General features: G+C 66.8%; 22 protein-coding genes. 4 read left to right on the forward strand and 18 right to left on the reverse strand.

What is annotated here, in order from left to right; genetic code table 11:
• Positions 1–31 precede the first annotated feature (31 nt).
• The gene (locus ACZK29_RS05675; RefSeq protein WP_478446782.1) at positions 32–1291 is read left to right on the forward strand and encodes an MFS transporter; all 1260 of its coding nucleotides are present in this window, start codon (positions 32–34) and stop codon (positions 1289–1291) included.
• Positions 1292–1295: 4 nt separating this feature from the next.
• Here the strand turns inward: ACZK29_RS05675 and ACZK29_RS05680 are convergent, their stop codons facing one another.
• Positions 1296–2243, reverse strand: coding sequence for a nucleoside hydrolase (locus ACZK29_RS05680; RefSeq protein ID WP_111204036.1), 948 nt, complete (start codon positions 2241–2243; stop codon positions 1296–1298).
• A gap of 152 nt (positions 2244–2395) precedes the next feature.
• Here ACZK29_RS05680 and ACZK29_RS05685 point away from each other — a divergent pair, with 152 nt between their 5' ends.
• Positions 2396–2728, forward strand: coding sequence for a hypothetical protein (locus tag ACZK29_RS05685; protein WP_111204037.1), 333 nt, complete (start codon positions 2396–2398; stop codon positions 2726–2728).
• A 71-nt stretch (positions 2729–2799) separates the two neighbouring features.
• On the opposite strand, the gene ACZK29_RS05690 is transcribed toward ACZK29_RS05685, so the two are convergent.
• The 15 genes from ACZK29_RS05690 to ACZK29_RS05760 all read right to left on the reverse strand — a co-directional run bounded on the left by ACZK29_RS05690 (position 2800) and on the right by ACZK29_RS05760 (position 19039).
• Complete coding sequence (locus ACZK29_RS05690; RefSeq protein WP_111204038.1) at positions 2800–3519, reverse strand: GntR family transcriptional regulator; 720 nt, start codon at positions 3517–3519, stop codon at positions 2800–2802.
• A 153-nt stretch (positions 3520–3672) separates the two neighbouring features.
• Positions 3673–4617, reverse strand: coding sequence for an IS481 family transposase (locus ACZK29_RS05695; protein WP_478446404.1), 945 nt, complete (start codon positions 4615–4617; stop codon positions 3673–3675).
• Positions 4618–4777: 160 nt separating this feature from the next.
• Entirely contained in the window at positions 4778–6145 is a 1368-nt protein-coding gene (locus ACZK29_RS05700) for an SLC13 family permease (RefSeq protein WP_106549399.1), read from the reverse strand.
• 104 nt (positions 6146–6249) lie between these two features.
• Positions 6250–7170 carry a malonate decarboxylase subunit epsilon gene (mdcH, locus tag ACZK29_RS05705; protein ID WP_111204039.1) on the reverse strand — a complete coding sequence of 307 codons (921 nt, stop codon included), beginning with the start codon at positions 7168–7170 and terminating at the stop codon, positions 6250–6252.
• Positions 7167–8024, reverse strand: a complete 858-nt coding sequence (gene mdcB, locus ACZK29_RS05710) for a triphosphoribosyl-dephospho-CoA synthase MdcB (RefSeq protein WP_459048429.1) — start codon at positions 8022–8024, stop codon at positions 7167–7169. Before mdcB ends, mdcH begins: the two co-directional genes overlap by 4 nt.
• Positions 8021–8662 carry a malonate decarboxylase holo-[acyl-carrier-protein] synthase gene (gene mdcG, locus ACZK29_RS05715; protein WP_459048428.1) on the reverse strand — a complete coding sequence of 214 codons (642 nt, stop codon included), beginning with the start codon at positions 8660–8662 and terminating at the stop codon, positions 8021–8023. Before mdcG ends, mdcB begins: the two co-directional genes overlap by 4 nt.
• Positions 8655–9365 carry a biotin-independent malonate decarboxylase subunit gamma gene (gene mdcE / locus ACZK29_RS05720; protein WP_111204041.1) on the reverse strand — a complete coding sequence of 237 codons (711 nt, stop codon included), beginning with the start codon at positions 9363–9365 and terminating at the stop codon, positions 8655–8657. The genes mdcG and mdcE overlap by 8 nt, the downstream gene beginning before the upstream one ends.
• The gene (locus ACZK29_RS05725) at positions 9362–10270 is read right to left on the reverse strand and encodes a biotin-independent malonate decarboxylase subunit beta (protein ID WP_478446783.1); all 909 of its coding nucleotides are present in this window, start codon (positions 10268–10270) and stop codon (positions 9362–9364) included. Before ACZK29_RS05725 ends, mdcE begins: the two co-directional genes overlap by 4 nt.
• Positions 10267–10587 (reverse strand): malonate decarboxylase acyl carrier protein, encoded by a 321-nt coding sequence (mdcC, locus tag ACZK29_RS05730; RefSeq protein ID WP_478446784.1) that lies wholly within the window; start codon positions 10585–10587, stop codon positions 10267–10269. The genes ACZK29_RS05725 and mdcC overlap by 4 nt, the downstream gene beginning before the upstream one ends.
• A gap of 10 nt (positions 10588–10597) precedes the next feature.
• Positions 10598–12241 (reverse strand): malonate decarboxylase subunit alpha, encoded by a 1644-nt coding sequence (gene mdcA / locus ACZK29_RS05735; protein WP_478446785.1) that lies wholly within the window; start codon positions 12239–12241, stop codon positions 10598–10600.
• Positions 12242–12481: 240 nt separating this feature from the next.
• Positions 12482–14674 (reverse strand): TonB-dependent siderophore receptor, encoded by a 2193-nt coding sequence (locus ACZK29_RS05740; RefSeq protein ID WP_164147133.1) that lies wholly within the window; start codon positions 14672–14674, stop codon positions 12482–12484.
• A gap of 325 nt (positions 14675–14999) precedes the next feature.
• Positions 15000–16700 carry a malate dehydrogenase (quinone) gene (gene mqo, locus ACZK29_RS05745; RefSeq protein ID WP_478446786.1) on the reverse strand — a complete coding sequence of 567 codons (1701 nt, stop codon included), beginning with the start codon at positions 16698–16700 and terminating at the stop codon, positions 15000–15002.
• Between the two features lie 193 nt (positions 16701–16893).
• Complete coding sequence (locus tag ACZK29_RS05750) at positions 16894–17340, reverse strand: N-acetyltransferase family protein (RefSeq protein ID WP_478446787.1); 447 nt, start codon at positions 17338–17340, stop codon at positions 16894–16896.
• Between the two features lie 200 nt (positions 17341–17540).
• The gene (locus ACZK29_RS05755; RefSeq protein ID WP_012479434.1) at positions 17541–17975 is read right to left on the reverse strand and encodes a tetratricopeptide repeat protein; all 435 of its coding nucleotides are present in this window, start codon (positions 17973–17975) and stop codon (positions 17541–17543) included.
• 158 nt (positions 17976–18133) lie between these two features.
• Positions 18134–19039, reverse strand: a complete 906-nt coding sequence (locus tag ACZK29_RS05760; RefSeq protein WP_049416399.1) for a LysR family transcriptional regulator ArgP — start codon at positions 19037–19039, stop codon at positions 18134–18136.
• A 138-nt stretch (positions 19040–19177) separates the two neighbouring features.
• Here ACZK29_RS05760 and ACZK29_RS05765 point away from each other — a divergent pair, with 138 nt between their 5' ends.
• Together ACZK29_RS05765 and ACZK29_RS05770 are read left to right on the forward strand one after the other, a co-directional pair.
• A complete protein-coding gene (locus ACZK29_RS05765) occupies positions 19178–19813 on the forward strand; it encodes a LysE/ArgO family amino acid transporter (RefSeq protein WP_478446788.1) in 636 nt (211 codons plus the stop codon).
• A gap of 166 nt (positions 19814–19979) precedes the next feature.
• Complete coding sequence (locus tag ACZK29_RS05770; protein WP_111204047.1) at positions 19980–21941, forward strand: alpha/beta hydrolase family protein; 1962 nt, start codon at positions 19980–19982, stop codon at positions 21939–21941.
• A 55-nt stretch (positions 21942–21996) separates the two neighbouring features.
• Here ACZK29_RS05770 and ACZK29_RS05775 read toward each other — a convergent pair whose 3' ends face one another.
• On the reverse strand, positions 21997–23751 hold the full coding sequence (locus ACZK29_RS05775; RefSeq protein WP_478446789.1) for a peptide MFS transporter: 1755 nt from the start codon (positions 23749–23751) through the stop codon (positions 21997–21999).
• A gap of 82 nt (positions 23752–23833) precedes the next feature.
• Positions 23834–24982, reverse strand: coding sequence for an acetyltransferase domain-containing protein (locus ACZK29_RS05780; protein ID WP_478446790.1), 1149 nt, complete (start codon positions 24980–24982; stop codon positions 23834–23836).
• Positions 24983–25136: the final 154 nt, after the last annotated feature.

Here is a 25136-nt window from a genome sequence, read left to right on the forward strand (position 1 = left end):
CGGGAACGAGGCTGTTGAAGGCGAACACGCAATGACCGCGGCGCGGCAGCGCTCGATGTGGGTGGCCGGCCTGTCCACGGTAGTGGAGTGGTACGACTTCACCCTGTACCTGTACTTCGCCACGGTGCTGTCACGGGTGTTCTTCGGCGGTGGCGAGCAGGCGCTGCTGGTGACACTGGCCGGCTTTGCGGTGTCCTATCTGATGCGCCCGCTGGGCGCGCTGTGTTTTGGCCACCTGGGCGATCGGCTCGGCCGGCGCTGGATGCTGTTGGCGTCGATGGCCTTGATGGCAGCGGCGATGCTGGCCACTGCGCTGTTGCCGACAGCGGCCACCGCAGGCGCCACCGCTGGCGTGCTGCTGCTGGTGCTGCGCTGCGTGATGGCATTCTCGGTGGGGGGCGAATACACCGGCGTAGTGGCCTACCTGCTGGAAAGCGCGCCGGAGAGACGACGCGGGCTGGTCACCTCGCTGGCTTCGGCAGCCAGTGAAGTGGGCGCGCTGCTGGCGGTGGCGATTTCCGCGCTCACTGTCGCGCTGCTGCCCACCGCGCAGCTGGACAGCTGGGGGTGGCGCATTCCGTTCTTCGTGGGTGCCGCGCTGGCGCTGGTGATCCTGGTCGCGCGCTCTGGCATGCACGAATCGCCCGAGTTCGAGCGCCAACGGCGCGAGGGCTGCATTCCCGCCACGCCGCTGTGGCATGTGCTGCGCAATCATCCTGCTGCGGTGGCGCGCACCTTCGCGATCTCGGCGCTGGGTTCGATCACCTATTACGTGGGCATCACCTATGTGCCGGCATTCCTGCACGCGCAGGGCCACGAGGAGGGCGACGCGTTGTGGTTGTCGACGATCGCGGCGGTGGCGGTGATTGTGATCACCCCGCTGTGCGGCGCCTTGTCCGACCGCATCGGGCGGCGGCCGATGCTGCTGGGCCTGACGTTGCTGGCGGCGCTGCTGCCGCTGTCGCTGTTCGCGTGGATGGCGCAGGCCTCGGTGTGGGGCATCGCGCTGGCCGCGGTGCTGCTGGCCTGCGTGGCCGGTGGCGTGAGCGCCGTCGCGGCACCGGCCACGGCCGAGCAGTTCCCGGGCGAAGGCCGGGTCAGCGGACTGGCATTGGGCGTGACCATGGCCACCGCGGTGTTCGGCGGCGCGACGCCGTGGCTGGCGCAATGGTGGGTGGAACGCAGCGGCTGGGCGGCGGCGCCGGGCGCGATGATCGCGCTGGTGGCGGTACTGGTGCTGCCGGCGCTGTGGACCCTGCCCGAGACCGTCCCGGGCAGGGTCAGACGCTAGCCGATCAGACCTTCAGGGTCTGCTCGATGTCGGCCAGTACCGCGGCCGCATCCACGCCGATGGCGACGGACTGCAGCACGTGGCCATCCCACACGCTGGGGCCGAAGCCCATGCCTTCCGGCTTGGGAATGGTCATGCCACGGGCAACACCGTCGGTGGCCACGCGCACGCTGGCACGCTCGAACTGGAACAGCTCCGGACGGGTCAGCGCGATGCAGGCGCAGCAATCGTGCACGACCATGCCCTTGTGGCCGGCCTGCAGGTAGAAGTCCACGTAGTCCTGCGACAGCGCACGCACCAACTCGGCGTCGGCGCCGCCGAGGGCGGCCAGTTTGTCGAGGCCGTCGCGGTCCATTTCCACGCGGGTGGTCACGTCCAGGCCGATCGCGGTGACCGGCCAATCGGTGGTGAACACCACGTCGGCCGCTTCGGCATCGCCCCAGATGTTGGCCTCGGCGGCCGGGGTGATGTTGCCGTTGACGTGGAAGGCGCCGCCCATGAGCACCACGCCGCGAACCAGGCCGGCGATGTCCGGGGCCTGCTGCAGGGCCAGGGCCAGGTTGGTCATGCGGCCCACGGCGACCAGGGTCACTTCGCCCGGATGAGCGCGGACCAGGTCGATGATCAGCTGCGCGGCCGAGCGCGTGTCAGCGGCCACGTCCAGATCGGCCGGCACCGGGTGGTTGCCCAGGCCGTTGTGGCCGTGGATGTGCACCGGCCAGGCTTCCGGCGTGGCTTCCGGCTGCAGCGGGCCTGCGGCGCCGCGCGCGACCGGGGCGGCAAAGCCCCAGGCCTGCTTCAGGTACAGCGCGTTGTGCGTGGTCGACTCCACCGAGGCGTTGCCGAAGGTGGTGGTGACGCCGATCAGGTCGATCTGGGGGTGCTTGTGCAGGTACAGCAGCGCCAGGGCGTCGTCGACGCCCGGGTCGGTATCGAAAATGACTTTCAGCATGTTGTTGTTCTTCTTCTTCCGTGTGGTGCGGGGGGCGCCGGCGGCCCGGGGGCAGGCCGGCGCGCCCTACATTGTCCCATCTTCATGACAAGCAGGGCCAATGCCGGCGCGGCGGGCCATAATGCCCCCACATCCAGGCACGGAACTGCCGCATGCTGATCGTCGCCCTTATGCTGGTCCTGCTGGTGCTGGGCCTGAACGTGGTGGCCACCGTGGTGATCATCAGGCGCGATGGGCTTTCGGCTGGTGGCCGGGCGGTGCAGCTGCTGCTGGTCTGGTTGCTGCCGCTGGTGGGCGCAATCCTGTGCATGGCGGTGGCTACCGCCGATGGCTCGGGCAGCCGGGGGGACAACGGTCTCGGCGGCGCCTACGATTACTCGGACGGGTATTCCGGCGACAACGACAGCCAGCACAACCACAGCAGCTCCGACTGCAGCAGTGATGGTGGCAGCAGTGACGGCGGCAGCTGCGGTGGCGGCGATTGATGAGACGTTCCGGGGTGCCGGCCAAGGTCACGTCCTGGTAGTGCCGGCCGCTGGCCGGCAACCTCATCCGCTCAACCGCCGCCTTCGGTCGGCAACGGCGCCGGTACGTTCAGCAGGCCTCCCGCCGCCACATAGGCGGCCAGCGCCTGGCCCTGGCTGAGCAGGTGGCGCTCCATGGTGCGTTCAGCAGCCTGCGCATCGCGGCGTCGGAAGCACTCCATCAGCTCGCGGTGCTCGGCCAGCGACTGCGCGGTACGGCCCGGGGTCAGCAACTGGCGGCCACGGTGCATCTTCAGGATGCGGTGCAGGTCGTGGGTGATGCGGATCAGCCACGGGTTGCCGGCATAGTGCTGCACGGTTTCGTGGATGAGGTAGTTGTTGCGGTAGTACTCGGCGATGTTGCCCTTGGCCGCAGCAGTTTCCATCGCCGCATGCAGGTCTTCCAGCTGCTGTACCCCAGCATCATCGATATGCTTGACCGCTTCATGCGCGCAGCGGCCTTCCAGCATCGCCATCACCGGGAACAGCTGGTTGAGGTCTTCCAGCGTAAGCCGGGTGACCCGCGCGCCACGACCGGCATCGATCTGCACCAGGCCTTCGGCGGCCAGCAGTTTCAGCGCTTCGCGCAGGGGCGTGCGGCTGATGTCCAGTTCTTCGCACAGCGCGGGCTCGTCGATCCACTCGCCCGGCGGTAGCCGGTAATCGTAGATGCGCTCGCGCACGTGTTCGGCCACCTCTTCATACAGAGGGGCACGCTTCTTCGGTGAACGCGGGGCAGGAGCGATGGCCATGGCGGAAAGTGTACTGCCTCCATGCGTGGGACCTGCAATGCGGGCGGAAACCGATGGGGAAACGGGTTGGGGGAAACGGGTGGGTAGAGTCGACTGTTAGTCGACTATCGCGCGCAGCGCGGGGTTTTCGCCGTCGGAACGAAGGGCAGTCGACTAACTGTGTAAACCCACCACGTTGTTCAGCGGGATTCTGGAAATAGGCGGTTGGCTGCCGATCCCCATGTGGGGTCGGTGCCAGTTGTAGTGGTGCAGCCATTCAGGCAGCACGGCGTCGCGCTGCTCTGACGAAGCGTACTCGCAGGCGTAGGCCCATTCGCGCAAGCTGGTCTGGATGAAGCGCTCGGCCTTACCGTTGGTTCGCGGGGTGTAGGGCTTGGTCCGATAGTGCTTCATGCCCAACGAGGCGACGAGTCGAGCGAAGACGCCGGAGCGATAGCAGGCGCCGTTGTCAGTCAGGACACGCTGGAAGGTGACTCCCAGCGTCCTGTAGTACGCCACGGCGGCCAGCAGCGCCTGGCAGGCCGTTGAGCCCTTCTCATCGGTGTGAACGCTACTGAAAGCGACTCGGGAGTGGTCATCAATGGCCACATGGACATAGCCCCAGCCACCGCCGCCAGCGTTGCCACGCCGATTCGGATCGACCCGGTGCCCGGGCCGGCGGAAGTTGCCGAGTTTCTTGATATCCAAGTGCAGCAAGCCGCCCGGGCTGTCGTACTCATACCGGACCGCCTTCTTCGGTGGGTCCAGAAGGCACAGGCGATTGAGTCCTCTTCGACGCATCAGTCGTGAAATGGTGCTGTGAGCCACGCCCAGTGCCTTGGAAATGGTCAGGTAGGTTTGCCGTTGACGTCGACGCCGGACGATCTGCTCAACGAGCGCCTCGGGGGTGCTATGGGGGCTGCGGCTGGGCCGGGAGCTGCGGTTCTGCAGCCCACTCAAGCCCTCGGCTCGATACCGGGCCAGCCACTTGTAAGCCGTGCGCACACTCACCCCGCAAGCCTGGGCGGCCTCTTCTGGCCGAAGGCCTTGCTCAGTGATGCGGCGGACAAGAAGTTCTCGACTAAACGGCGTCAAACGGGCATTTTTATGGTGGTTCATCCGGGCTCTTTGGGGACTGGACAGGTGTGGTAACCACCATTTTCCAAAGATGCCCCGGATGAACAACCTACCGAGAGATCACAACTAACAGTCGACTCTACCCAGCCGACGCTAACCCGCTCGCAGGGCGCCGGAATGGTCCGGCGCCCCACGCACCTGCTTACATCCATCCCGGTACCACGAACACCAGCCAGGCCAGCAGCGGCCCCAGCGCGACCACCAGCCCGCTGTAGACCAGGAAGCGGCGGAACAGCGTTTCGCGCTCTTCCTTCGCCGCCGATGCCACCACCAGGGCGCCATTGGTCGAGAACGGGCTGACATCGACGATGGTGGACGACACTGCCAGTGCACAGATCACGCCGGCCGCGCTGAGGTGGCCCTGCATCAGGAACGGCACGGCCAGTGGAATCGTTGCGCCCAGCACCGCGGCCGACGAGGCGAATGCCGAGACGATGCCGCCGACATAGCAGACCAGAAGCGCACCGAGCAGCGGGATGCCGATGTCGGAGACGCCGTTTCCGATGAAGTCCACCGCGCCGGCATGTTCCAGCACGCCGATGTAGGTCACCACGCCGCAGATCAGCAGCACGGTGGACCAGCTGATGCCATCGACCGCACCCTTCTGGCTTTGTGGCGACAGCAACGCCAGTGCCACCGCCACGGTGATCGAGACCAGGCCGACGTTGAGGTTGTAGATCAGCGCGGCAACACCCAGGCCCAGCAGGCCGATCAGGGTGAACAGCCGCTCGCGGGTCAGGTTCACCGCATCCAGCGCCGCCGGATCATTGGACAGGGTGCCCCCGCCAGCGGCAACCAGCGCGCCGTGGCCTTCGATGGCGAACTGGCGTGACGATGCCTGGGGGCCACCGGCCATCGCCAGCTCGGCATTGCCGATCGTTCCCGCCGCTGTGATCGAGCCACGACGCAGCAGGGCGATGCCACCGAAGGCGAAGAAGCAGATCGTGGCCATCATGAAGTTGAAGCCCAGGCTGGTCAGGAACACCGCCATTTCAGTCACTTCCAGCCCGGCCTTCTGCACCACGCCATTGGTGATGCTGCCGTACACGCTGATGGGCGAGAAGCCGCCCGCCTGGGCGCCATGGATGACCAGCAGGCCCATCATCAGTGGATTGATGTTGTACTGCTTGGCAAAGCGCAGGGCGACCGGGCCGATGATCGCGACCGCCGCCGGGCCCAGCGCACCGAACGCGGTGAGGACCGCGGTGATCACGAACATCACCCATGGAATGGCCACGATATGGCCACGCACTGCTTTCACTGCCCAGTGCACCAGCAGGTCGATGGTGCCGTTCTTCTGCGCGATGGCGAACAGGTAGGTGATGCCGACCAGGGTCAGGAACAGATCGCCGGGGAATCCGGCCAGGACCTCCTTGCCCCCCATGTCGACCCACAGCCCGCCGATGATGAAGGCCAGCGCGAAGGCGACAGCTCCCATGTTGATCGGCATCGCCGTGGCGACGATGAACATGATCACCAGGCCGATGATCGTTGCGATTTGTGGACTCATGCGCCCTCCCAGACACGTGACTCACGTACAGCGCGGATGGAGACCCGCCATCCCGGGGTAAGGCGACGTACTGCGTGTTGCGTGATACGTACTGCTCGAACCCGTTACTGCAGCCGTTCCAGCGCGCTGCGGACCCATGCCGCGGCGCCGTCCAGGCTCTGGAACTCTTCCACCGCGCGCACCTCGCAGCACGGGTAGGACGACGCAACCATGCGCGCCAATGCGTTGTCAGGGCCCAGCTGCAGGAATACCCGCGCGCCACGCTCGAAGGCCTGGCGCATCACCTGCGTCCATTCGATGGTCTGGGCAAGCTGTGCCGACAGGGTGTGCACCGCTGCCGCGCGATCACGTACCGACCGTGCATCGATACCGGCCAGCAGCGGCAGGCGCGGGGCCTGCAGCGCAGAGGTGTCGAGGGCCGCAGCGAACGGTGCGACTGCCGCTGCCAGCAGCGGTGTGTGCGCCGGAACGTGCACCGGCAGCGGGCGGATGTCCGCACCCTGTGCGCGCGCTGCATCGGCCAGGCCCTGCAACGAGGCGAGCGTGCCGCCGACGATGAAATGATCCTGTCCGTTGGCGATAGCCACGTACGCGCCCTGTGCATCGCACAGCGACTGCAGGCGGCGGCGGTCCAGCCCGAGCACCGCCTGCAGGCCTGCATCGGCGGGGCTGGCGCTGTCCATCAACTGCGCGCGCCGAGTCGCGAGGGCCAGGCAGGTGGCGGCATCAACGCTGCCGGCGATGGCATGTGCGGCCAGTTCACCGATGCTGTAGCCGGCAACCAACAGCGGTGTCGGCAGCGCGTCGCGCAGGCCCTGCCAGTGCGCCAGCGTTGCGGCACACAACAGCGGCTGGGCCAGTGCGTTGTCGAAGCGTGCTTGGTCGGCGGCGGCCGCGAACACATCACGGCCGAGCACGGCGCTGGCCGACGCCAGCACGTCGCGGGCCGCGGGCAGCTCACGCACGCGGTCGAACATCGCCGCGTGCTGCGCACCTTGTCCGGGGCAGAGCAGGGCCAGGCTCATGCGCCCTCCTGCTGCAGCAGGAACCAGCTGCAGGCCAGCAGGTCGGCGCTGCCACCGGGGCTCAGGCGGCGCGCGATGAAGCCCTCACCCATGCGGTGCAGGCGTAACTGCCAGCCGGGTGCGAAGGCACCGCCCGCTTCGATGAAGCGGCGGGCCTCCTGCTGCGCCCAGGCCAGGCCGTCGGCGCCGCCACGGTGCAGCAGGTTGAGATCGTCCACCTGTGCGACCAGCTGCATCAGAGTCTGGCACATCGCCGCGTCACGCGGCAGGCCGTTGTCCAGGGCATGGCGCAGGCTCGGTACGGCCAAGTCGCGCAGCACGGGGTAACCGGCAGCGGCCTGTTCGCGCACGCCCGGTACGCCATGGCGCAGGCGCGCGCGCTGGCCGGGGCTGGAGGCATCCAGCGGTGCCGTGGCGAACGCATCAGCCCAGTGCTGCACGGCCAGACAGACCTGCGCGGCCGGCGCGGCGTGGCCCTGCTGGCGGCGGCAGCGTGCGGCAGCGGCGACCAGCAGGCCCAGGCTGAAGATGGCGCCGCGATGGGTATTGATACCGCCGGTGGCGCGCAGCATCGCGTGCTCGGCGGCCATACCGTGCGCGCGCAGGATGGCGAACGGCGCATCAGCGGCACCGGCGTCGGCAATCGCGGTGAAGAAGTGGCGCAGCGAGAACAGGCTGCGCAGGAACGTACCGGCGTCCATGTCGTCATGGCTGCCGGTATCGAAGGGGGTGACCAGCCCCGGCTTGGGCGCGCAGGCCAGTTCGGCATGTAGGCTGGTGATGGCCAGGCGGCCCAGACGCGCGCTGTCGATCGCGTTTGCATCCTGCAGCCGGGACTGGAAGACCGCGCTCACGCCGCCGCTCCGGCTGCCTCGAACAGGCGCTCGCGGACGTCCAGTGCAGCACCCTCCAGGCGCTTCACCAGCACCTGGCGGCTGTCACCGGCAAACTCGCGCCAGTTCACCGCGCCGCCATCAGGCAGGCACAGTTCGCCATCGACGCGACGGGCATGCTCGTGCTCCCAGGCGTTCAGGCGTTCGGCAAGTGCATCGGCCTGCGTACGGCTTTCAACCTGCCACAGCAGGTCGATGTCCGAGCGTGCGTGCACATAGGGCAGGCCGCTGAGGTGCTGCCAGGCGAAAGCGCCGAACACGCGTGCCGGTGCAATGCTCGCCAGTGCGTGCAGGGCCCTCTGCCAGTCGGTTGGCACGCCCCGGGTAAGTACCGCGTCCAGTGCGGGCGGCAATTGCAGGCGCTGCACATCCTGCTGCGGCACGCGCAGCGCAAGGCGCAGCTTGCCTTCGCCCGGTGGCAGCGGCACGCCCAGGCGCAGCCGCGGGTCGGGGTCATCCGCGGCGCGGCGCGCCACCATCGCTGGTAGGCCCTGCGCGAACCACGCTGCGAGGCGGGGTTCCTGCGCAGCCACGTCGGCGCGCCAGCCGGCGTGGGCCGACAGCCAGGCCAACATGTGGCGGGCGGGCTGCTCAGGCATCGCCGCGGGCCACCGCATCGGCAACATCCGCCGCCAGTGCACGACCGCCGCGTTGTGCACCCAGCCTCGCGCGCGCATCGCCGTCGCTGGGCGTGCGCAGGGCCCGCAGCAGGTGCTGCGCAAGATCGCCATCCCACAGCGATTCCACCGCACCCATCGCGACGTAGTTGGCCACGCCCGGTGCGAACACCGGTGAGCTCTGGCTGAGCGCTTGCAGCTTTTCCAGTGGTTGCTTGGTCACCCGCGCCATCGCGCGCAGGTCCATCACGCGTACCTGTGCATCCGGCAGGGCATGGATGTGGTCGGCCATCAGGCCGAAGGACAGGAATCCACCGCTCACCGATTCGCCGTAGACCAGGGTGACCAGGCGCGCCCCACGGCGGCGGGCCAGATCGAGAGCCTGCGCGAGGTGCGCGAAATAGCCATTGATGCCCAGCAGCTCATCGCGGCGCGCCAGGCGCTGGCCGGCGGTGTCGGCCAGCATCACGATCGACCGCTGCGGGTGTGCGGCGGTGCTGGCAAGCACGGTCCCGGCCAGCGCCAGTGCGTGGTCGACGCCAACCTCGATGCGGTCGGTGGTGCCGATCACGGTCACCTCGCCATCGTCGGTGGTTGCGCTGCCGGTCAGCACCGAATCCCGGATGTCGATGCGATGGCCGCGCGGGAACAGGGCGTCGAGCAGGGTCTGCAGCGGGGCGGTCATGGCAGCCTCCGGTCGGCGGTGGCGGCACGGAAGGCGTCGGTGTCCAGCAGCGGCAGTCGTTCGGGTTCGGCGATGCCCTGGCGGGCCCAGATTTCCAGCCCATCGCGGCAATCGCCCCAGGCCTGCACGCGGGCTTTCAATGACGCATGGCGTTCCTGCAGCGTGGCCAGCGCCGCATCGGTATCGGTGCTGGCGGCATCGGGTTGCAGCGCATCGCTTGCGGCCTGCGCGAAGGCTTCGATGGCGTCAGGCACCAGCACCTGTGCCTGGTCGATCAGGTAGCGGTGCTTGCCGCCGGTCACGCGCCAGACCAGCGCACGGTCGCGCGAGTCGAACTCTTCCACACCGCGTACCGTCTCGATCACTTCCGGGCCGGACAGCGAGAGCCGGCCTTCCTCGGACATGATCACCGTGGTGCAGCAGCGGGCGACGATGCCCATGCCGCCGAACGCACCGTTGCCGCTGCCGATCAGCGCGATGACCGGCACGCCAGCTGCACGCGTGCCCAGGGTGGCGCGCATGATTTCTGAAATCGCGATCAGGCCTGCATTCGCTTCGTGCAGTCGCACGCCGCCGGTGTCCAGCAGCAGAAGCACGCCGTCTGGACGCGTTTCGGCCGCGCGGCGCAGCAAGCCGGTGAGCTTGGCACCGTGTACTTCGCCCACGCCACCGCCCATGAACTGCCCCTGCTGCGCGGCCAGCAGCACGTGCTTGCCGCGCAGCGTGGCCTCGCCGACGACGATGCCATCGTCGAACGCAGCCGGCTGGTCCAGCTGGGCCAGGTGCGGGCTCATCATCCGCCGCGCCGGGCCAAGGCATTCGCGGAACGAACCGGCATCGACCAGCCCGGCGATGCGTTCGCGCGCACCGGCTTCGTAGTAGCTGTGGCGCTGTACGTGGCTCATGGCGTGCCTCCGGCCAGCAGGGTTTCCACGGCCTGGTCGAGGCGCAGGCTGACCACGGCCGGGGTCGCGCCGGCATCGTTGATCGACACGCGCACGTCGCGCAGCGGATGGCGCTGGGCGAAATCGGCGATCACGGCCTGCCAGATGCTGCCGAAGCCCTGTGCGGCGGTGATGATACGCACGGTCATTGCGCCATCCAGATCAGCCGGTTCCAGCAGGATTTCCAGGTTGCCCGAGGCGAGCACGCCCACCAGCACCGCATCGCGTGGGAACTGCACGGCGGTGTGGCCGTCGAATCGATAGTCGAGGGTTTCCATGCTCTGTCCCTTACCAGTTGCGGAAGCGCTTGGGCGGGTCGTAGAGGCCGCCGGACCAGCGCACCAGGTCCTTCACCGAGCGCGCGGCCAGCAGATCCCGGCTGGCATCGCGCACCCGGATGCCGAGGTCCTCCGGTCGGCGGATCACACCGCGGTCGCGCAGGTTTTCCACCATCGCGCGGTCGCGGCCAAGGCCGACGGCGGTGTAGCCGGATACGCCGCGGATCGCCTGTTCGCGTTCCTCCGGCGTGCGGCACAGCAGCAGGTTGGCGATGCCTTCCTCGGTCAGCACATGGCTGACGTCATCGCCGTAGATCATCACCGGCGGCAGCGGCATCTGTGCGCGCTCGGCCAGGTCCCAGGCATCGAGGCGATCGACGAAGGCCGGTGCCATGTGCTCGCGGAAGGTCTCCACCATCTGCACGACCAGCTTGCGGCCGCGTGGTATTTCACCAGGGCGAGCGGCCTGTTGGCCGGCCTTGATCCAGGCGTCGCTGGCGTGGCGGCGGCCGCGTGCATCCGAGCCCATGTTCGGCGCACCGCCGAAGCCGGCGATGCGGTCGCGGGTGGCGGTGGAGCTGTTGCCCTGCAGGTCGATCTGCAGCGTCGAGCCGATGAACATGTCACAGGCATACAGGCCGGCGGTCTGCGAGAACGCGCGATTCGAGCGCATCGAGCCATCGGCACCGGTGAAGAACACATCGCCACGGGCGGCGATGTATTTCTCCATGCCCAGTTCCGAACCGAACGAGTGCACCGACTTCACGAAGCCCGATTCAATGGCAGGAATCAGTGCCGGGTGCGGGTTCAGTGCCCAGTGCTGGCAGATCTTTCCCTTCAGCCCCAGCGATTCGGCATAGGTGGGCAGCAGCAGTTCGATGGCTGCCGTATCGAAGCCGATGCCATGGTTGAGGCGGTTCACGCCGTACTCGGCGTAGATGCCCTTGATGGCCATCATCGCCATCAACACCTGGATCTCGGAGATCTGCGCCGGGTCGCGGGTGAACAGCGGTTCGATGTGGTTCGGCTTCGGCGCCTGCACCACGAAATTGACCCAGTCGGCCGGAATATCGACGCGGGGCAGGGTGTCGATGATCTCGTTGACCTGGGCGATGACGATGCCGCCGCGGAAGGCCGTGGCCTCCACGATCACCGGGGTGTCCTCGGTGTTCGGGCCGGTGTAGAGGTTGCCGTGGCGATCGGCAGCCTGCGCGGCGACCAGCGCCACGCGTGGTGTCAGGTCGATGAAGTAGCGGCCGAACAGTTCCAGATAGGTGTGGATGGCACCGATCTGGATGCGGCCTTCGGCCACCAGGTTGGCCAGCCGCACCGACTGCGGGCCGGAGAAGGAGAAGTCGAGCCGGGAGGCGATGCCGCGCTCGAACACATCCAGATGCGAGGGCAGTGACAGCACCGATTGCACCATGTGCAGGTCGTGCACCCGCGCCGGGTCGAGACCGGCCAGCATCTGGGCCAGGAAGTCGGCCTGCTTCTGGTTGTTGCCCTCCAGGCAGACCTTGTCACCCGGCTCCAGCAGCGCGTGCAGCAGTTCACCCACGTTCTCGGCGGCGACCTGGTGGCCGCGCGCCCACGGCGCGGCGCGCTCCAGGCGCGCCTGGCGACTGCGCTCCAACGTATCCCAGCTCGGGTTCATCGACCGGCTTCCGATTGGCGTTGAGATAATTACGGCATAATTATGACATGGTGTGCAACCCGCAGTGCAGCAAAAGGAAGGGCCCGCGCGGAGGCGGGCCCTGTCCTGCTGTCTGGGGTCAGAGCCCTTTCCTGCGGAAAGGGATCCGACCCGGGGCGCATCTACCGTGTCGACCAAGGTCGACACCTACCGGCGGCAGCGCGGATCTGCGGCCGATAGCCCGGCCGCCTCGCAGCCGCCTCAGAACTTCCAGCGCAGGCTGGCCGACACGAAGCGCGGTTCGCCGTAGTTGTTGTAGTCCAGGTTCGCCCAGTAGCTCTTGTCCAGTGCGTTGCGCACGCTCAGCGTGGCCGTCCAGTTGTCGCTGATGCGGTAGTTGGCGTTGAACTGCACCAGCGAGTACGCCGGCTGCTTCACCGTTACCGTGCCACCCAGCGGGTAGGCGATGTTATAGCCCTGCACCTTGCTCTGCCACTGCACGCCGCCGCCGATGCTCAGGCGCTCGAGTGCGCCGCGCAGCTGCAGCTGGGTATTGAGCTGCAGCAGGTCTTCGGGCGGGTTGGCGTACAGCAGGTCGGTGGCGGCACGGGTGACCTTGACGTGGGTGTAGCCGGCGTTGATCGTCCAGCCCGGCAGGATCTCGCCGTTGACGTCCACTTCCCAGCCGCGCGCCTTGGTGCCGTTGATGCCGATGTAGGCCGAGCTGCCATCGCTCAACGTGCCTTCCGGCACGCTCATGTCACGCACCGCGTAGTTGTCCTGCTTGGCCTCGAACACGGCGGCATTGGCGGTCAGGCGGCCATCGAACCACTGCGTCTTGACGCCCGCTTCCAGGTTGGAGCCCTGCACCGGCGCCAGCAGGTTGTCATTGCGGTCGCGATAGTTCTGCGGATTGAAGATCTCCGTATAGCTGGCGTAGACCGACACGTTCGGTGTGATGTCGTAGACCAGGCCCACGTATGGGGTGACTTCGTCGCTGACCTTGTAGGCGCCGCTGGTGCCGGTATAGGCGCCGGCCGCGTTGTAGGAACGGCTCAGTGTCTGCCAGCGGCTCAGGCGCGCCCCGGCAATCAGCGACAGCGGATCGGCCAGGTGCAGGCGGGTGGCCAGGTAGACGCCACTCTGCGTGGTCTTGGCCACGCGGCGCGCGCCGGTGCGGGTGTAGGTCACCTCGGAGATATCGCCATCCCAGCTGAAGACATTGGGGATGTAGTAGCAGCGCTCGCGCCCGCAGGTGGCCCAGTCGCGCGGGTAGTTCAGCGTGAGTGTATTGGTGGTGCCTTCCAGGTCCGACCACTGGGCACCGACAGTCAGGTCATGGTCGCGGCCGAACAGCGGGAACGTGCCGGTCAGATAGGCGTCGACGTTGCGGCGGGTGTCCTTGGAATCACCGGCGGCGGCGCGCAGGTAGATGCCCGAGCCGCTCACCGGGTCCGGATTGCCGGTGCCATACAGGCGCACGTTCTGCACGTTGCCACGGGTGTAGGCGGTGTTGATCTTCAGCAGCCAGTCGTCGCCGAAGCGCTGTTCCAGATTGGCGAACGCGGTGTTGCTCTCGCGCTTCCAGTAGCTCCACTTCGGCGACAGGTTGGTCGAGCGCGCCAGGTGGGCGAAGTTGCCCTGGTTGTCGAAGAACGCGACGGTGCCCCAGGTGGATCCGGTCGGGTTGTTGTCCTGGCTCTGGTAACCGAGGGTGATGGTGGTGCTGTCGGTGACGTCGCCTTCCAGCACTGCCATGCCGGCCATCTTGTTCTCGTCGTAGCGGTCGTAGTACAGGCCACGATCGGTATAGGCGGCGACCACGCGGCTGCGGAAGCGGCCGTCATCGGTCAGCGGCGCGGTCACGTCCGCCTCCATGCGCCGATAGTCCCAGCTGCCCGCGCTGACCGCGAACGAGGCATCGAACTCCTTGCCCGGGCGCTTGCGCAGCAGGTTGACCGTGGCCGACGGCACACCGGCACCACTGAGCAGGCCGTTGGCACCGCGGATCACTTCGATGCGGTCGTAGAAGGCGGTGTCGTATTCCTGGTTGGTGGAACCGCTGTAGGTCGGGATGCCGTCGACCTGGAAGTCGGTGATGGCGAAGCCGCGTGCGTAGTAGAGCGGGCGCTGGGTGTCGTAGAAGGACACGCTGACGCCGGTCACGGTGCGCATCACGTCGTTGATGCTGAACAGCGATTCGTCCTGCAGGCGCTTCAGGCTGATCGCGGTGGCGGACTGCGGAGTTTCCTGCAGCGTGATCGGCAGGCGCGTGGTGCTCGACGGCGGTGCGGACTGTTCGGCGCGAACGCTGACCCGGTCCAGGGTCTTGGCATCGGCGGCGCCATCGGCCGCAGCGAACGCACTGGGTGCGGCCAGCAGGGACAGCGACGAAAGCAGGGCAGCCGGCAGCAGCGCGCGGCGGGGCAGGCGGTTTCGCAGGGTCAGGGACATGAGGGGCTCGAGGCTTGGAAGCGGGGAAGGGCGGCAACAGTTGTCCAGCACCCGGGGCGGCGGCTTCGGGCACATCAGGTCCATCTGGGAGGGGCGCGGTCACTGCGCAGGACGCAAATGTAAATAATTCTTAACAACATTACAATTCGCGTCATTGTGCATCGACGTTCCGGCACCAGGCATCGCCTTCTATAGAGCCGAGCCCATGCTCGGCTGCTTTTGGCTGGAGCCGAGCATGGGCTCGGCTCTACAGCAGGGAGCCGCCCCAAAAACGAACGGCCACCCGAAGGTGGCCGTCCGTCTGCATCGCAAGGAAACTGCCGGCTTACAGCGCCTGCAGTTCCTCGTTGGCGTTGCGCTTTTCCTTGGCCGGCGCCGGAACATCAGCCGGAACCGCGGCGGGAGCCGGCGCTGCTGCATTGGCGTCCACCGGCACTTCCAGGTACGGCAGGTGCAGGGTCTGGCTGGTCAGCGTACGGATCTCGTTGGTCAGCGCGGCGCTGTCGTTGAGCTTGCGCCCGTACGACGGCACGATTTCGCGCAGGCGCGCTTCCCAACCGGCCTTCATCTGGTCCGGGAAGGCCTTGGCCATCAGGTCCAGCATGATCGGCGGCGAGGTCGACGCACCCGGCGAAGCGCCAAGCAGGGCCGCGAGGGTGTGGTCCTTGTCGGTCACGATCTCGGTACCGAACTGCAGCACCGGGCCTTTCAGCGGATCACGCTTGATGATCTGCACGCGCTGGCCGGCGGTGACCAGCTTCCAGTCGCCCGGCTTGGCGTTGGGGAAGTACTTGACCAGTTCGGCCTGGCGATCGGCATCATTCAGGCGCGCCTGGCCCATCAGGTACTGCACCAGGTCCAGGTTGTCCTTGCCCACTTCCAGCATCGGGCCGACGTTGTTGTGGGTGACCGAGGAATACAGGTCCCACCACGAGCCGTGCTTGAGGAACTTGGTGCTGTACAGCGCGAACGGCCCGAACAGCACCACCGGCTTGCCATCCAGCTTGCGCGCATCCAGGTGCGGCACCGACATCGGCGGCGAACCGGTTTCGGCCATGCCGTAGGCCTTCACACCGTGGCGCGAAGTCACGTCCTGGCCCTGGAAGGCGAGGAACTGGCCACCGACCGGGAAGCCGGCGTAGTCCTTCGATTCCGGAATGCCGGACATCTGCAGCAGCTTCAGTGCAGCGCCACCGGCACCGATGAACACGAAGCGGGCGTGGGTGGTGGACTCGGTGCCGGCCTTGAGGTCCTTCACCGTCACGTTCCAGCTCTTGTCGGCGTTCTGCCGCAGCGCGCTCACTTCGTGGTTGAGGTGCAGGCTGAAGTTCGGGCTGCGCTGCAGGCCGGCGGTCAGCTGGCGGGTGATCACGCCGAAGTTGACGTCGGTGCCCAGCGGCATCCAGGTCGCGGCAACCTTCTGCTTCGGGTCACGGCCTTCCATCAGCAGCGGGGCCCACTGCTTGATCTGGGCCGGATCCTCGGAGTACTGCATGCCATAGAACAGCGGATTCTTCACCAGGGCCTGCTGGCGCTTGTGCAGGTAGGCAATGTTGTCATCGCCCCAGACGAAGCTCATGTGCGGGGTCGGGTTGATGAAGTCGCTGGGCTGGCTCAGCCGGCCTTCCTTCACCTGGTGCGACCAGAACTGGCGCGAGACCTCGAACGATTCGGCGATGCCGACCGCGCGCTTGGTCTCGATGCTGCCGTCGGGCAGTTCCGGTGTGTAGTTCAGTTCGGCGAAGGCCGAGTGGCCGGTGCCGGCGTTGTTCCAGCCGTCGGAGCTTTCACCGGCGACGCCGTCGAGGCGTTCGTAGACCTGGATGTTCCAGTCCGGCTGCAGTTCCTGCAGGTAGGTGGCCAGGGTGATGCTCATGATGCCGGCGCCGACCAGCACCACATCGACGGGCTTGTCGTTGCTGGCGGCGGGCACCGAGCGCTGGGTCAGCGGCCAGTACAGGAACAGCGCGGCGGCCAGCAACAGCAGCACGAGCAGGGCGAGAAGAGCCTTGCCAAATTTCTTCATGGGGGCGGGATCGTTGGCGGAGGGGAAGGGGTCAGGATGCGCGTGGGGCAGGGAAAGGGCGTGAAGAAACAACGCCTTGCAACATCCTGGCGCGATTCTAACTGTTTCCGGTCCTTTTTTGATGCAACGCAGCATCCGGCCTTTCGCGGCACCGTCACCCATAGCGCCAGGTCATGCCTGGCGACGCCTTCAATCAGACCAGCTCCAGAATCTCGTCTCCGGCGTCGTCGATCTCGCCGGTCGGGCGCCAGCCCAGGCGGCGGTAGAAGCCGTGCGAGCGCGATCGCGGGTCGGCCGAGCAGGCCAGGAACAGCCGCCGGTGGCCGGCATCGCGGGTCAGGCTCACCACGTCCTGCAGCAGTTGGCGGCCGATGCCGCGGCCTTCGTAGTCCGGCAGCAGGGCCAGCACCAGTACTTCGCCGCTGTCGCGGTCGGCGAAGCAGTAACCGGTCATGCGCTCGCCGTCCCAGGCGACGCGGCCGATCGAATCGCCCTGGGCGATGCCGGCCGCCCAGCTGTCCTCGGTGATGCCCAGTTCCGCCAGTTGGGCGGCACTGAAGGCGTTCTCGCGGGTGCGCCCGCGCAGGTCGATGCAGGCGGCGGCATCTTCGGGGCGCGCATCGCGGACGAATACAGGCATGCAGGGCATCCTTGCAGTGATCGGCCGACCAGTATCCGCATCACGCATGGACCCGGTGTGGAGGTTTCGTGGAGATTGGATGGAGCAAAAAGGGGACGGAGGGGATTAAGTCGCTTTCGACCCCACTTCTCCATGGCCCGGGCTCGACAACTCCTGACTACCAAGCGATGCATTCCGAACGCTTGGCTGCCCTGGTGGTATCAGGTCGCAGTGAGGCCCTCCTGTCGCAGCAAGGCAAGGTACCTTCCACCTTCATCGTCAGCGTCGAATATGTCCTCGCCATCCAATGCATACGCCCTGAGCAGGTACTCAAGGGCCCGATCCCGCTGCCCCAGAAGTTCGTTGCATTGGCCAACGCGATACAGGATGAAGGGATTGGTATGCCCGTCCGGACCATTCAATGCATCCATGAAGTACTTCAGGGCGGTCACTACGTCACCAGAAAGAAAGCTCGCGTCTCCAAGTGAAGCACAGAGCCACGTGTAGGCCTCCCAATCCTTGGCAGGAGCTGGCAACGCTTCTAAAGCCTGCAGCCAACACCGAGTCGCGCCAGCATGGTCATCGGCATCCATGAGGACGTTTCCCTGCTCTGAGAGGTCAGTGACCCGCTCATAGATTTCGTCAGGAAGTTCCATTCGGTTTGACTCACAATTGGCAAGCTTTCCAGCCTACGTAAAACAAGTACATCTGTCGGCTGGCAATTGAGCTATTCGGTGTCGCAATTGCCTCGAATTTTGGCCGCGTGAGCCGAAAGCGGGTGCCGACCAAGATCTACATCCCCTGGGAGGCCAGCTCAGCGCTTGCGCCGGATCAGCGCGGAGGAAGCATCCAGCACCGCGCGGGTCAGCAGGGCCATGGTCTGCACGTCGCCCTTCCAGTGCTGCCAGTAGAGCGGCACGTCTTCCCACGCGCGCTGGCGCACGTAGACCAGGCGGCCGGCATCCAGGTGCCGCTTGACCAGCGGCAGGGGGTTCATGGTCCAGCCCATGCCGCCCAGGTTCGCCTGCACGAAGGCGCGGGTGGACGGAATCCACCAGGTCGGCGCAGTGCTGGGCAGGTCATCACCGGCCATGCGCCGGGCAAAGCGCGACTGCATTTCATCCTTGCGGTTGAACACCAGCACCGGGGCCTGCGCCAGCGCCTGCGCGGTCACGCCCTTGGCGAAGTGGCGTTCGCGGAACTCCGGCGTACAGGTCGCCGCGTAGCGGATGCTGCCCAGCGCGTGGATCTGGCAACCCTGCACCGGCTCGTCCAGGGTGGTCACCGCGCCCAGCACCGTGCCCTGGCGCAGCAGCTCCACCGTGTGGTCCTGGTCCTCCACGCGCAGGTCCAGCGTGGTGCCGGTGGTCTGTGCGAACTGGTAGGCCGCCTGCGGGAACCAGGTTTCCAGGCTGTCGTGGTTCACCGCCACCGGGATGCTGGCCTGTGGCAGATCCTCGTCGGCCAGGCCCATCCGGTGCAGCGCATCGTGTTCAAGCAGGGCCGTCTGCTCGGCCAGCTGCACCAGCAGCTGCCCCTCGGCGGTGGCGGTGGCCGGGGTGCCGCGCTTGACCAGCAGCCGGCCGATCCGGTCCTCCAGCGCTTTGACCCGCTGCGAGATGGCCGAGGGAGTGACATTCAGCGACTGCGCGGCGCGGTCGAAGCTGCCTTCGCGGATCACCGCGGCCAGGGCGCGCAGCTGGGCATGATCGATGCGCATCGAATTAAGCTCCGCTAATGTTGGTTTAGGAAGTTTAGCTCGTCTTTTCCATGTTGCGGCGCGACAATGGCGCTCGTTCCGGTGCTGTCCGCCTTCGCGAGGCACCGTCCCCCAAAGCAAGTAAAGGCAGTGAATCCCATGTTCTCGGTCATCTCCGCCAGCACCGGCCTCGGTGCCTGGTTCTCTGGTGCAGCTACCGGCATCGGCCTGTTCGCCGTGGTCGGCGCCCAGAGCGCCTTCATCCTGCGCCAGGGCATCCTGCGCAAGCACATCGTGCCGGTGGTCGCCACCTGTGCGGCCATCGATGCGATCTTCATCTTTGCCAGCGTGGCCGGCCTGCGGACGCTCACTTCGGCGCTGCCGTGGGTGACCACCGCCGTGCTGTGGACCGGTGTGGCGTTCCTGGCCTGGTACGCGATGAAGTCGGCACGCCGTGCGATCGCCGGTGGCGGCGGCATGGGCGAGGCCGACAGCGATGACGGCAGCCGCCGCGCGGTGCTGATGGCCGCGGTCGGTTTCTCGCTGATCAACCCGCACTTCTGGCTGGACATGATGGTGATCGGTTCGATCGCCGAGAACTTCGGCAACGCCCGCATGGCCTTCGCTGCCGGCGTGGTCACCGCCAGCTGCCTGTGGCTGACCGCGCAGGGCCTCGGCGCGCGCCTGTTGGCGCCGCTGTTCACCAAGCCCAGCACCTGGCGCGTGCTCGACGGCACCATCGCGGTGATCCTCAGCATCCTGGCCCTCACGTTGGCGGTGCGCGGGGTCCACTGACCCGGCGCTCGCCCCCCGAACCCACGTCCTGACTCTCTCTCCAAGGTAGTGGTAACGACGGCACCGGCAACGGTGCCGTCGTTTTTTGTGGGCCACTGGCGGGCCGGGCACTGGCCTGCCTAGAATCGGCCAGCCGGGACAAGGGGTCCAGGCAGGGGAGAGATGGATGCACAAGCGCTGGCTGGCCGCCCTCATCGTGGCGGGACTATGGGGTGGAACCGCTGCTGCGGTCGATCTGGGCGCCTATGTGCGAGCGGACAAGTTCGGCGATGTCATGCTTTCTCCCGGAGGCGACTATCTCGCCGCGACCGTGCCTGCGGACGGCTTCACCGCTGTGATCATCCTCCGTACGGACGACAACACGCCGGTGGGCAATCTGCGCCCGCCCCTCAATTCGCATGTCTTCAACATGCACTGGGTCAACAACGATCAGGTGATGTTCGGTCTGGCGCAGAAGTTCGGCACCCGCGATGCGCCCTGGGCCACCGGCGAGCTGCTGACACTGGATGCGCGCACCGGGCGACCGGAACTACTGGTGGGCTACCGCGATCTTGGCCTGCGCGTGCGGCCCAAGTACCGGACGTCGGCTGCTGCGTTCCTCAGTGACGCGCTGCCCGGCGATGATGCCCACGTGGTCATCGCGGTAGGCGGATCGCGGCTGGATGCCAACGGCTATGCGGCCCAGCTGGAACTGGCAAGCGGCAAGCAGCGGCTGCTGGCCCGCGCGCCCATGCCGGGTGCCTCCTATGTGGTGGATGCCCGAGGCGACGTGCGTTTTGTACAGGGCGCCGGAACCGACAATGTCCATCGGCTCTACCACCGCAACGGTGGTGATTGGGTGCTGGTCAATGATGAGAAACGCAGTGGCCGCAGCGAGGCGTCGCTGGGCTTTTCCGCCGACGGCCAGCTGGCCTACCTGCTCAGCGAGCAGGCCAGCGGCCCCGATGCCATCGTCAGCTGGAACCCGGCCACGCAGGAGCGCAAGGTCGTGCTGCGCGACGAGGTCGTCGATCCGGCGCGACTGATCCACCGCCCGGGCAGCACTGTGCCGGTCGGCGCGCTGTTCCTGGGAAACACACCGCATACCCGGTTCTTCGACGAGAACTCCGAGGAGGCGCGGTTGTACCGGAGCCTGGAAGCGGCCTTCCCCGGGCGTGCAGTGTTCATCACCTCCAGTACCCGCGACGGTCGCCGCCTGCTGGTGGAAACCGGGTCCGGCTCCAATCCGGGCGAGTTCTACCTGTACGACCGCGACCGCAACCAGGCGCGCTTCCTGATGGCGCGCAGCGAATGGATTGACCCGCAGACCACGGCGTCGGTGCGGCCGGTCCTGCTGAAGGCGCGCGATGGGTTGGAGCTCCATGGATTCCTGACAGTCCCACATGGCAGTACCGGCCGCGACCTGCCGATGGTGGTGGTGCCGCATGGCGGGCCGATCGGGATATTCGACAACGGTGGTTTCAATCACGAGAACCAGCTGCTGGCCGCCGCCGGCTACGCCGTGCTGCAGATCAATTTCCGCGGTTCGGGCAACTATGGCCGTGCCCACAGCCGGGCAGCACAGCAACAGTGGGGGCGCGCGATGCAGGACGACGTGACTGACGCCACGCGCTGGGCGATCAGCGAAGGCATCGCCGATCCCAAGCGCATCTGCATCTACGGCGCCAGCTACGGCGCCTATTCGGCGATGATGGGCGCCGCGCGCGAGCCGGGGCTGTACCAGTGCGCGGCCGGCTATGTGGGCGTCTACGACCTGCCGCTGATGTTTACTGACGGCGACATCCAGGACCGCGATTCCGGAATGAGCTACCTGCGCGAGTGGCTGGGTGATCCGGCCACACTGGCCGCGGTCTCGCCGGTCAACCTGGCCGAGCGGATCAAGGTGCCGGTGTTCCTGGCAGCCGGTGGTCAAGACAAGCGTGCTCCGATCCAGCACACCGAGCGCATGGAAGCGGCGCTCAAGCGTGCCGGTACACCGGTGGAAAGCCTGTACTACAAGACCGAAGGGCACGGCTTCTATACCGAGGCCCATCGCAGCGAGTACTACGGCAAGCTGCTGGCGTTCCTGTCGCGCAGCCTCGGCGGCAAGACCGCCACGGCACCGGACAGCAAGGGCAAGGCGCCGTAACGCAAAGGGCGGCCGATGATTCATCCGCCGCCCCGGTTCCTGCCTGTGCGTGGGGTTACTTCACCCCGTGCATCATCTTCTTCAGCAACGGCGCGGCGATGAAAGCCGCCAGCGCGCAGCCGAGGCCGATCCACATCAGCAGCCAGAACAGGTGCGCGTAGGCACCAGCCGCGGCCACCATGTCCAGCGATTCGCCTTCCGGCACCTCGATTGCCGCCAGCTTGCCGAACAGCGCGGCCAGCGTTTCCGAGAACGCGGTGGCCAGGAACCAGGTGCCCATCATCAGGCTCATCACCCGCGGCACGGCCAGCTGGGTCACTGCGGAAAGGCCGACCGGCGACAGGCACATCTCGCCGCTGGCCAGCAGGAAGTAGGCCAGCACCAGCCACCACACGCTGGCCATCTCGCCAGTGGCGCCAACCTGTTGCGCGGCCAGCGCCAGCGGCACGAACGAGAGCGCGCCGATCACCAGGCCCCAGGCCGACTTCACCGGCTTGCCCGGCTCCCAGCCGCGGCGGTCCATCCACGTCCACAGTGCGGCGAAGGCCGGTGCCAGCAGCACCAGGAACAGGCCGCCGAGATAGGTGAGCGAGCCGGCGGTCTGCGGAATCACCAGGCAGTCGCGCACCAGCAGCACCAGCATCAGCACGACGATGGCGGCGAAGAAGGTGCGCGGCGCCGCCGACCCCGGACGGCGCTCGGACAACCGCGCGCTCACCACGAAGCCGAGCGGTGCCAGCAGCAGCGAGAGGATCGACCACGGCAGCGGCGTGCCGCCGGTGATCACCAGCGAGGGCACGATGTCCTTGGTCAGCAGGCGGTCGGTGAAGGTCACCCACGAGCCGTACGACTGCTCGTACATCGTGAAGAACACCAGGGCCATGAAGATCAGCACCATCAGCGCGATCATCTGCTGGCGCTGTACCGGCGTGCATTTCGCGCCGGTGAACCAGGCGAACCAGACCAGCACGCCGCCCAGCACCACCAGCATCAGCATCAACGCCAGGCTGATTTCACCGCCGAGCGCGAACGCGCCATTGCCAGCCGCCCACATCAGCCATGCCACCGGCAGCACACCGAGCACCGCGCACAGATAGATGAGCCATTCGCGGGGCAGGCCCAGCACCTTCTGCTTCAGCGCGGCCGGCTGTGGCGGTTCGGCGTGGCCCTGCAGGTACTTCTGTCCCCACAGGAACATCGCCAGGCCGGCCAGCATGCCAATACCCGCGGCACCGAAGCCGTATTTCCAGCCGTAGGCTTCGCCGAGGAAACCGCACACCAGGGACGAGAACAGCGCGCCCAGGTTGATGCCGGCGTAGAACAGCGAGAAACCCGAATCGCGGCGCGGATCGTCCTTGGCGTAGAGCTTGCCGACGATGGTGGAGATGTTCGGCTTCAGGAAGCCCACGCCCATGATGATCAGTGCCAGCGACACGTAGGTCACCGCCAGCGCCGAGGTGTCGCGCACCACCTCACCGTTGACCCGGTACGCCGCGTGGCCCTCGAAGGCCATGCCGAGGTGGCCGAGCACCAGCAGGATGCCGCCGAACAGCACCGCCCGGCGCATGCCCAGCCAGCGGTCGGCCAGCATGCCGCCGAATACCGGGATGCAGTACACCAGGCCACCGTAGGCACCGAGCAGGTCCAGGCCGGCCTTGTCGCCGAACAGGTGGTATTTGGTCAGGTACAGCAGCAGCAGCGCCTTCATGCCGTAGAAGGAGAAGCGCTCCCACATTTCAGTGAAGAAGCAGACGTAGACGCCCTTGGGGTGGCCCAGGAAATCGTCGGAAGCGATAGCGGTGGAATTCATCGCGGAATTATAGGCCTGTGGCCCGATCCGCTTTCAGTGGATCCACGCCATGCATGGATGGCGCCCACCCGGCTGCCGCTGCTCACAGGTATCGCAACCACGGCAGATCGCGCCTTCGCGCTTTGAACCGCGCGAAGGCCCGCGTCGGCGGGTACAGCACCACCGCCAGCGCACAGGCCACCAGCAGCAGGCCGGCCACCGAATCCAGTGCGTACAGGTCACCGTGCGTCGGTCCCCAGATCGCCAGCGCGGCCAGGTACAGCCCCTTCAGCACATACAGGTGCAGCAGGTAGAAGAACATCGGCGCGGCGCCGATATCGGCCAGCGGGCGCAGCGCACGCGCCAGGGGTGGCCATTCGTACAGGCGCAACAGCAACAGGCCCACGCCCAGGGTCAGCAGCAGGAACTGCAATGACGGCGGATACTTGGTGATGTTGAGGATGCTCAGCCAGGTGCGCAGCGTCGCGGTCTGGTACTGCCACGGTGCATCCCCGTACTGGTTGGCGAATCGCAGCAGTGCGAACAGGGCCAGCGCGCCGATGCCTGCCCACAGCAGCCAGCGCTGGCGCTGCTCTGGCGCGCGCTCGCGACCGAACCACGGCCCCATGAGGTAGCCCAGTGCGATCACCCCGATCCAGGGCAGCAGCGGATAGGACGTGCGCAGGCGCAGCGCACCGGCCTCGATCCAGTCGCGCTGGTGCAGCACTTTCCACAGCACCGCCAGCAGGCCATTGCCTTGCACCCGTAAGCCGTCGAACAGGTTGTGCCCGGCCACCACCGCGATTGCCAGCACCAGCAGGGCCGGGCGTGGCAGCCAAAGCAGCCCGGCCAGCGCGATCATGCTCAGCCCGATGGCCCAGATCACCTGCAGGTACAGCGTGTCCGGCGGCAGCTGGAAGGTCCAGGCGAAATTCACCAGGGTCAGTTCCAGCACGACCAGGAACAGCCCGCGCTTGAGCAGGAAGGCTGCGGTGGCCCGGCGCGGATCCGCCTGGCGCTGGCCGTACAGCCAGGCCGACAGGCCGGTCAACAGGACGAACACGGGCGCACACAGGTGCGCCAGCAGACGGCAGGTGAACAGCGCAGGGGAGACCGTCGCCGCGTCCATCGGGTCGCTTACCTGGTGCTGCAGGAAGAAGGTCTCGCGCACGTGGTCGAGCAACATCAACAGCGTCACGGTGCCGCGCAGCTGGTCGATGGAGGCCAGGCGAGGGGAGGGGGAAGGGGGCATGCGATGCAGTAACAACAAGGTATCATTAAGATATAACATATCAATTGCTGTGTACCCAACCGGACTTTGCCGGGTCGGTCGATTGCCGGTCCACATACTGGCCCATTGCGCTGCAGCACACGCCCCCATCCTTTGGCACGCTGGACTTGATCTG

Source organism: Stenotrophomonas sp. 89682_Sma (assembly GCF_056481405.1).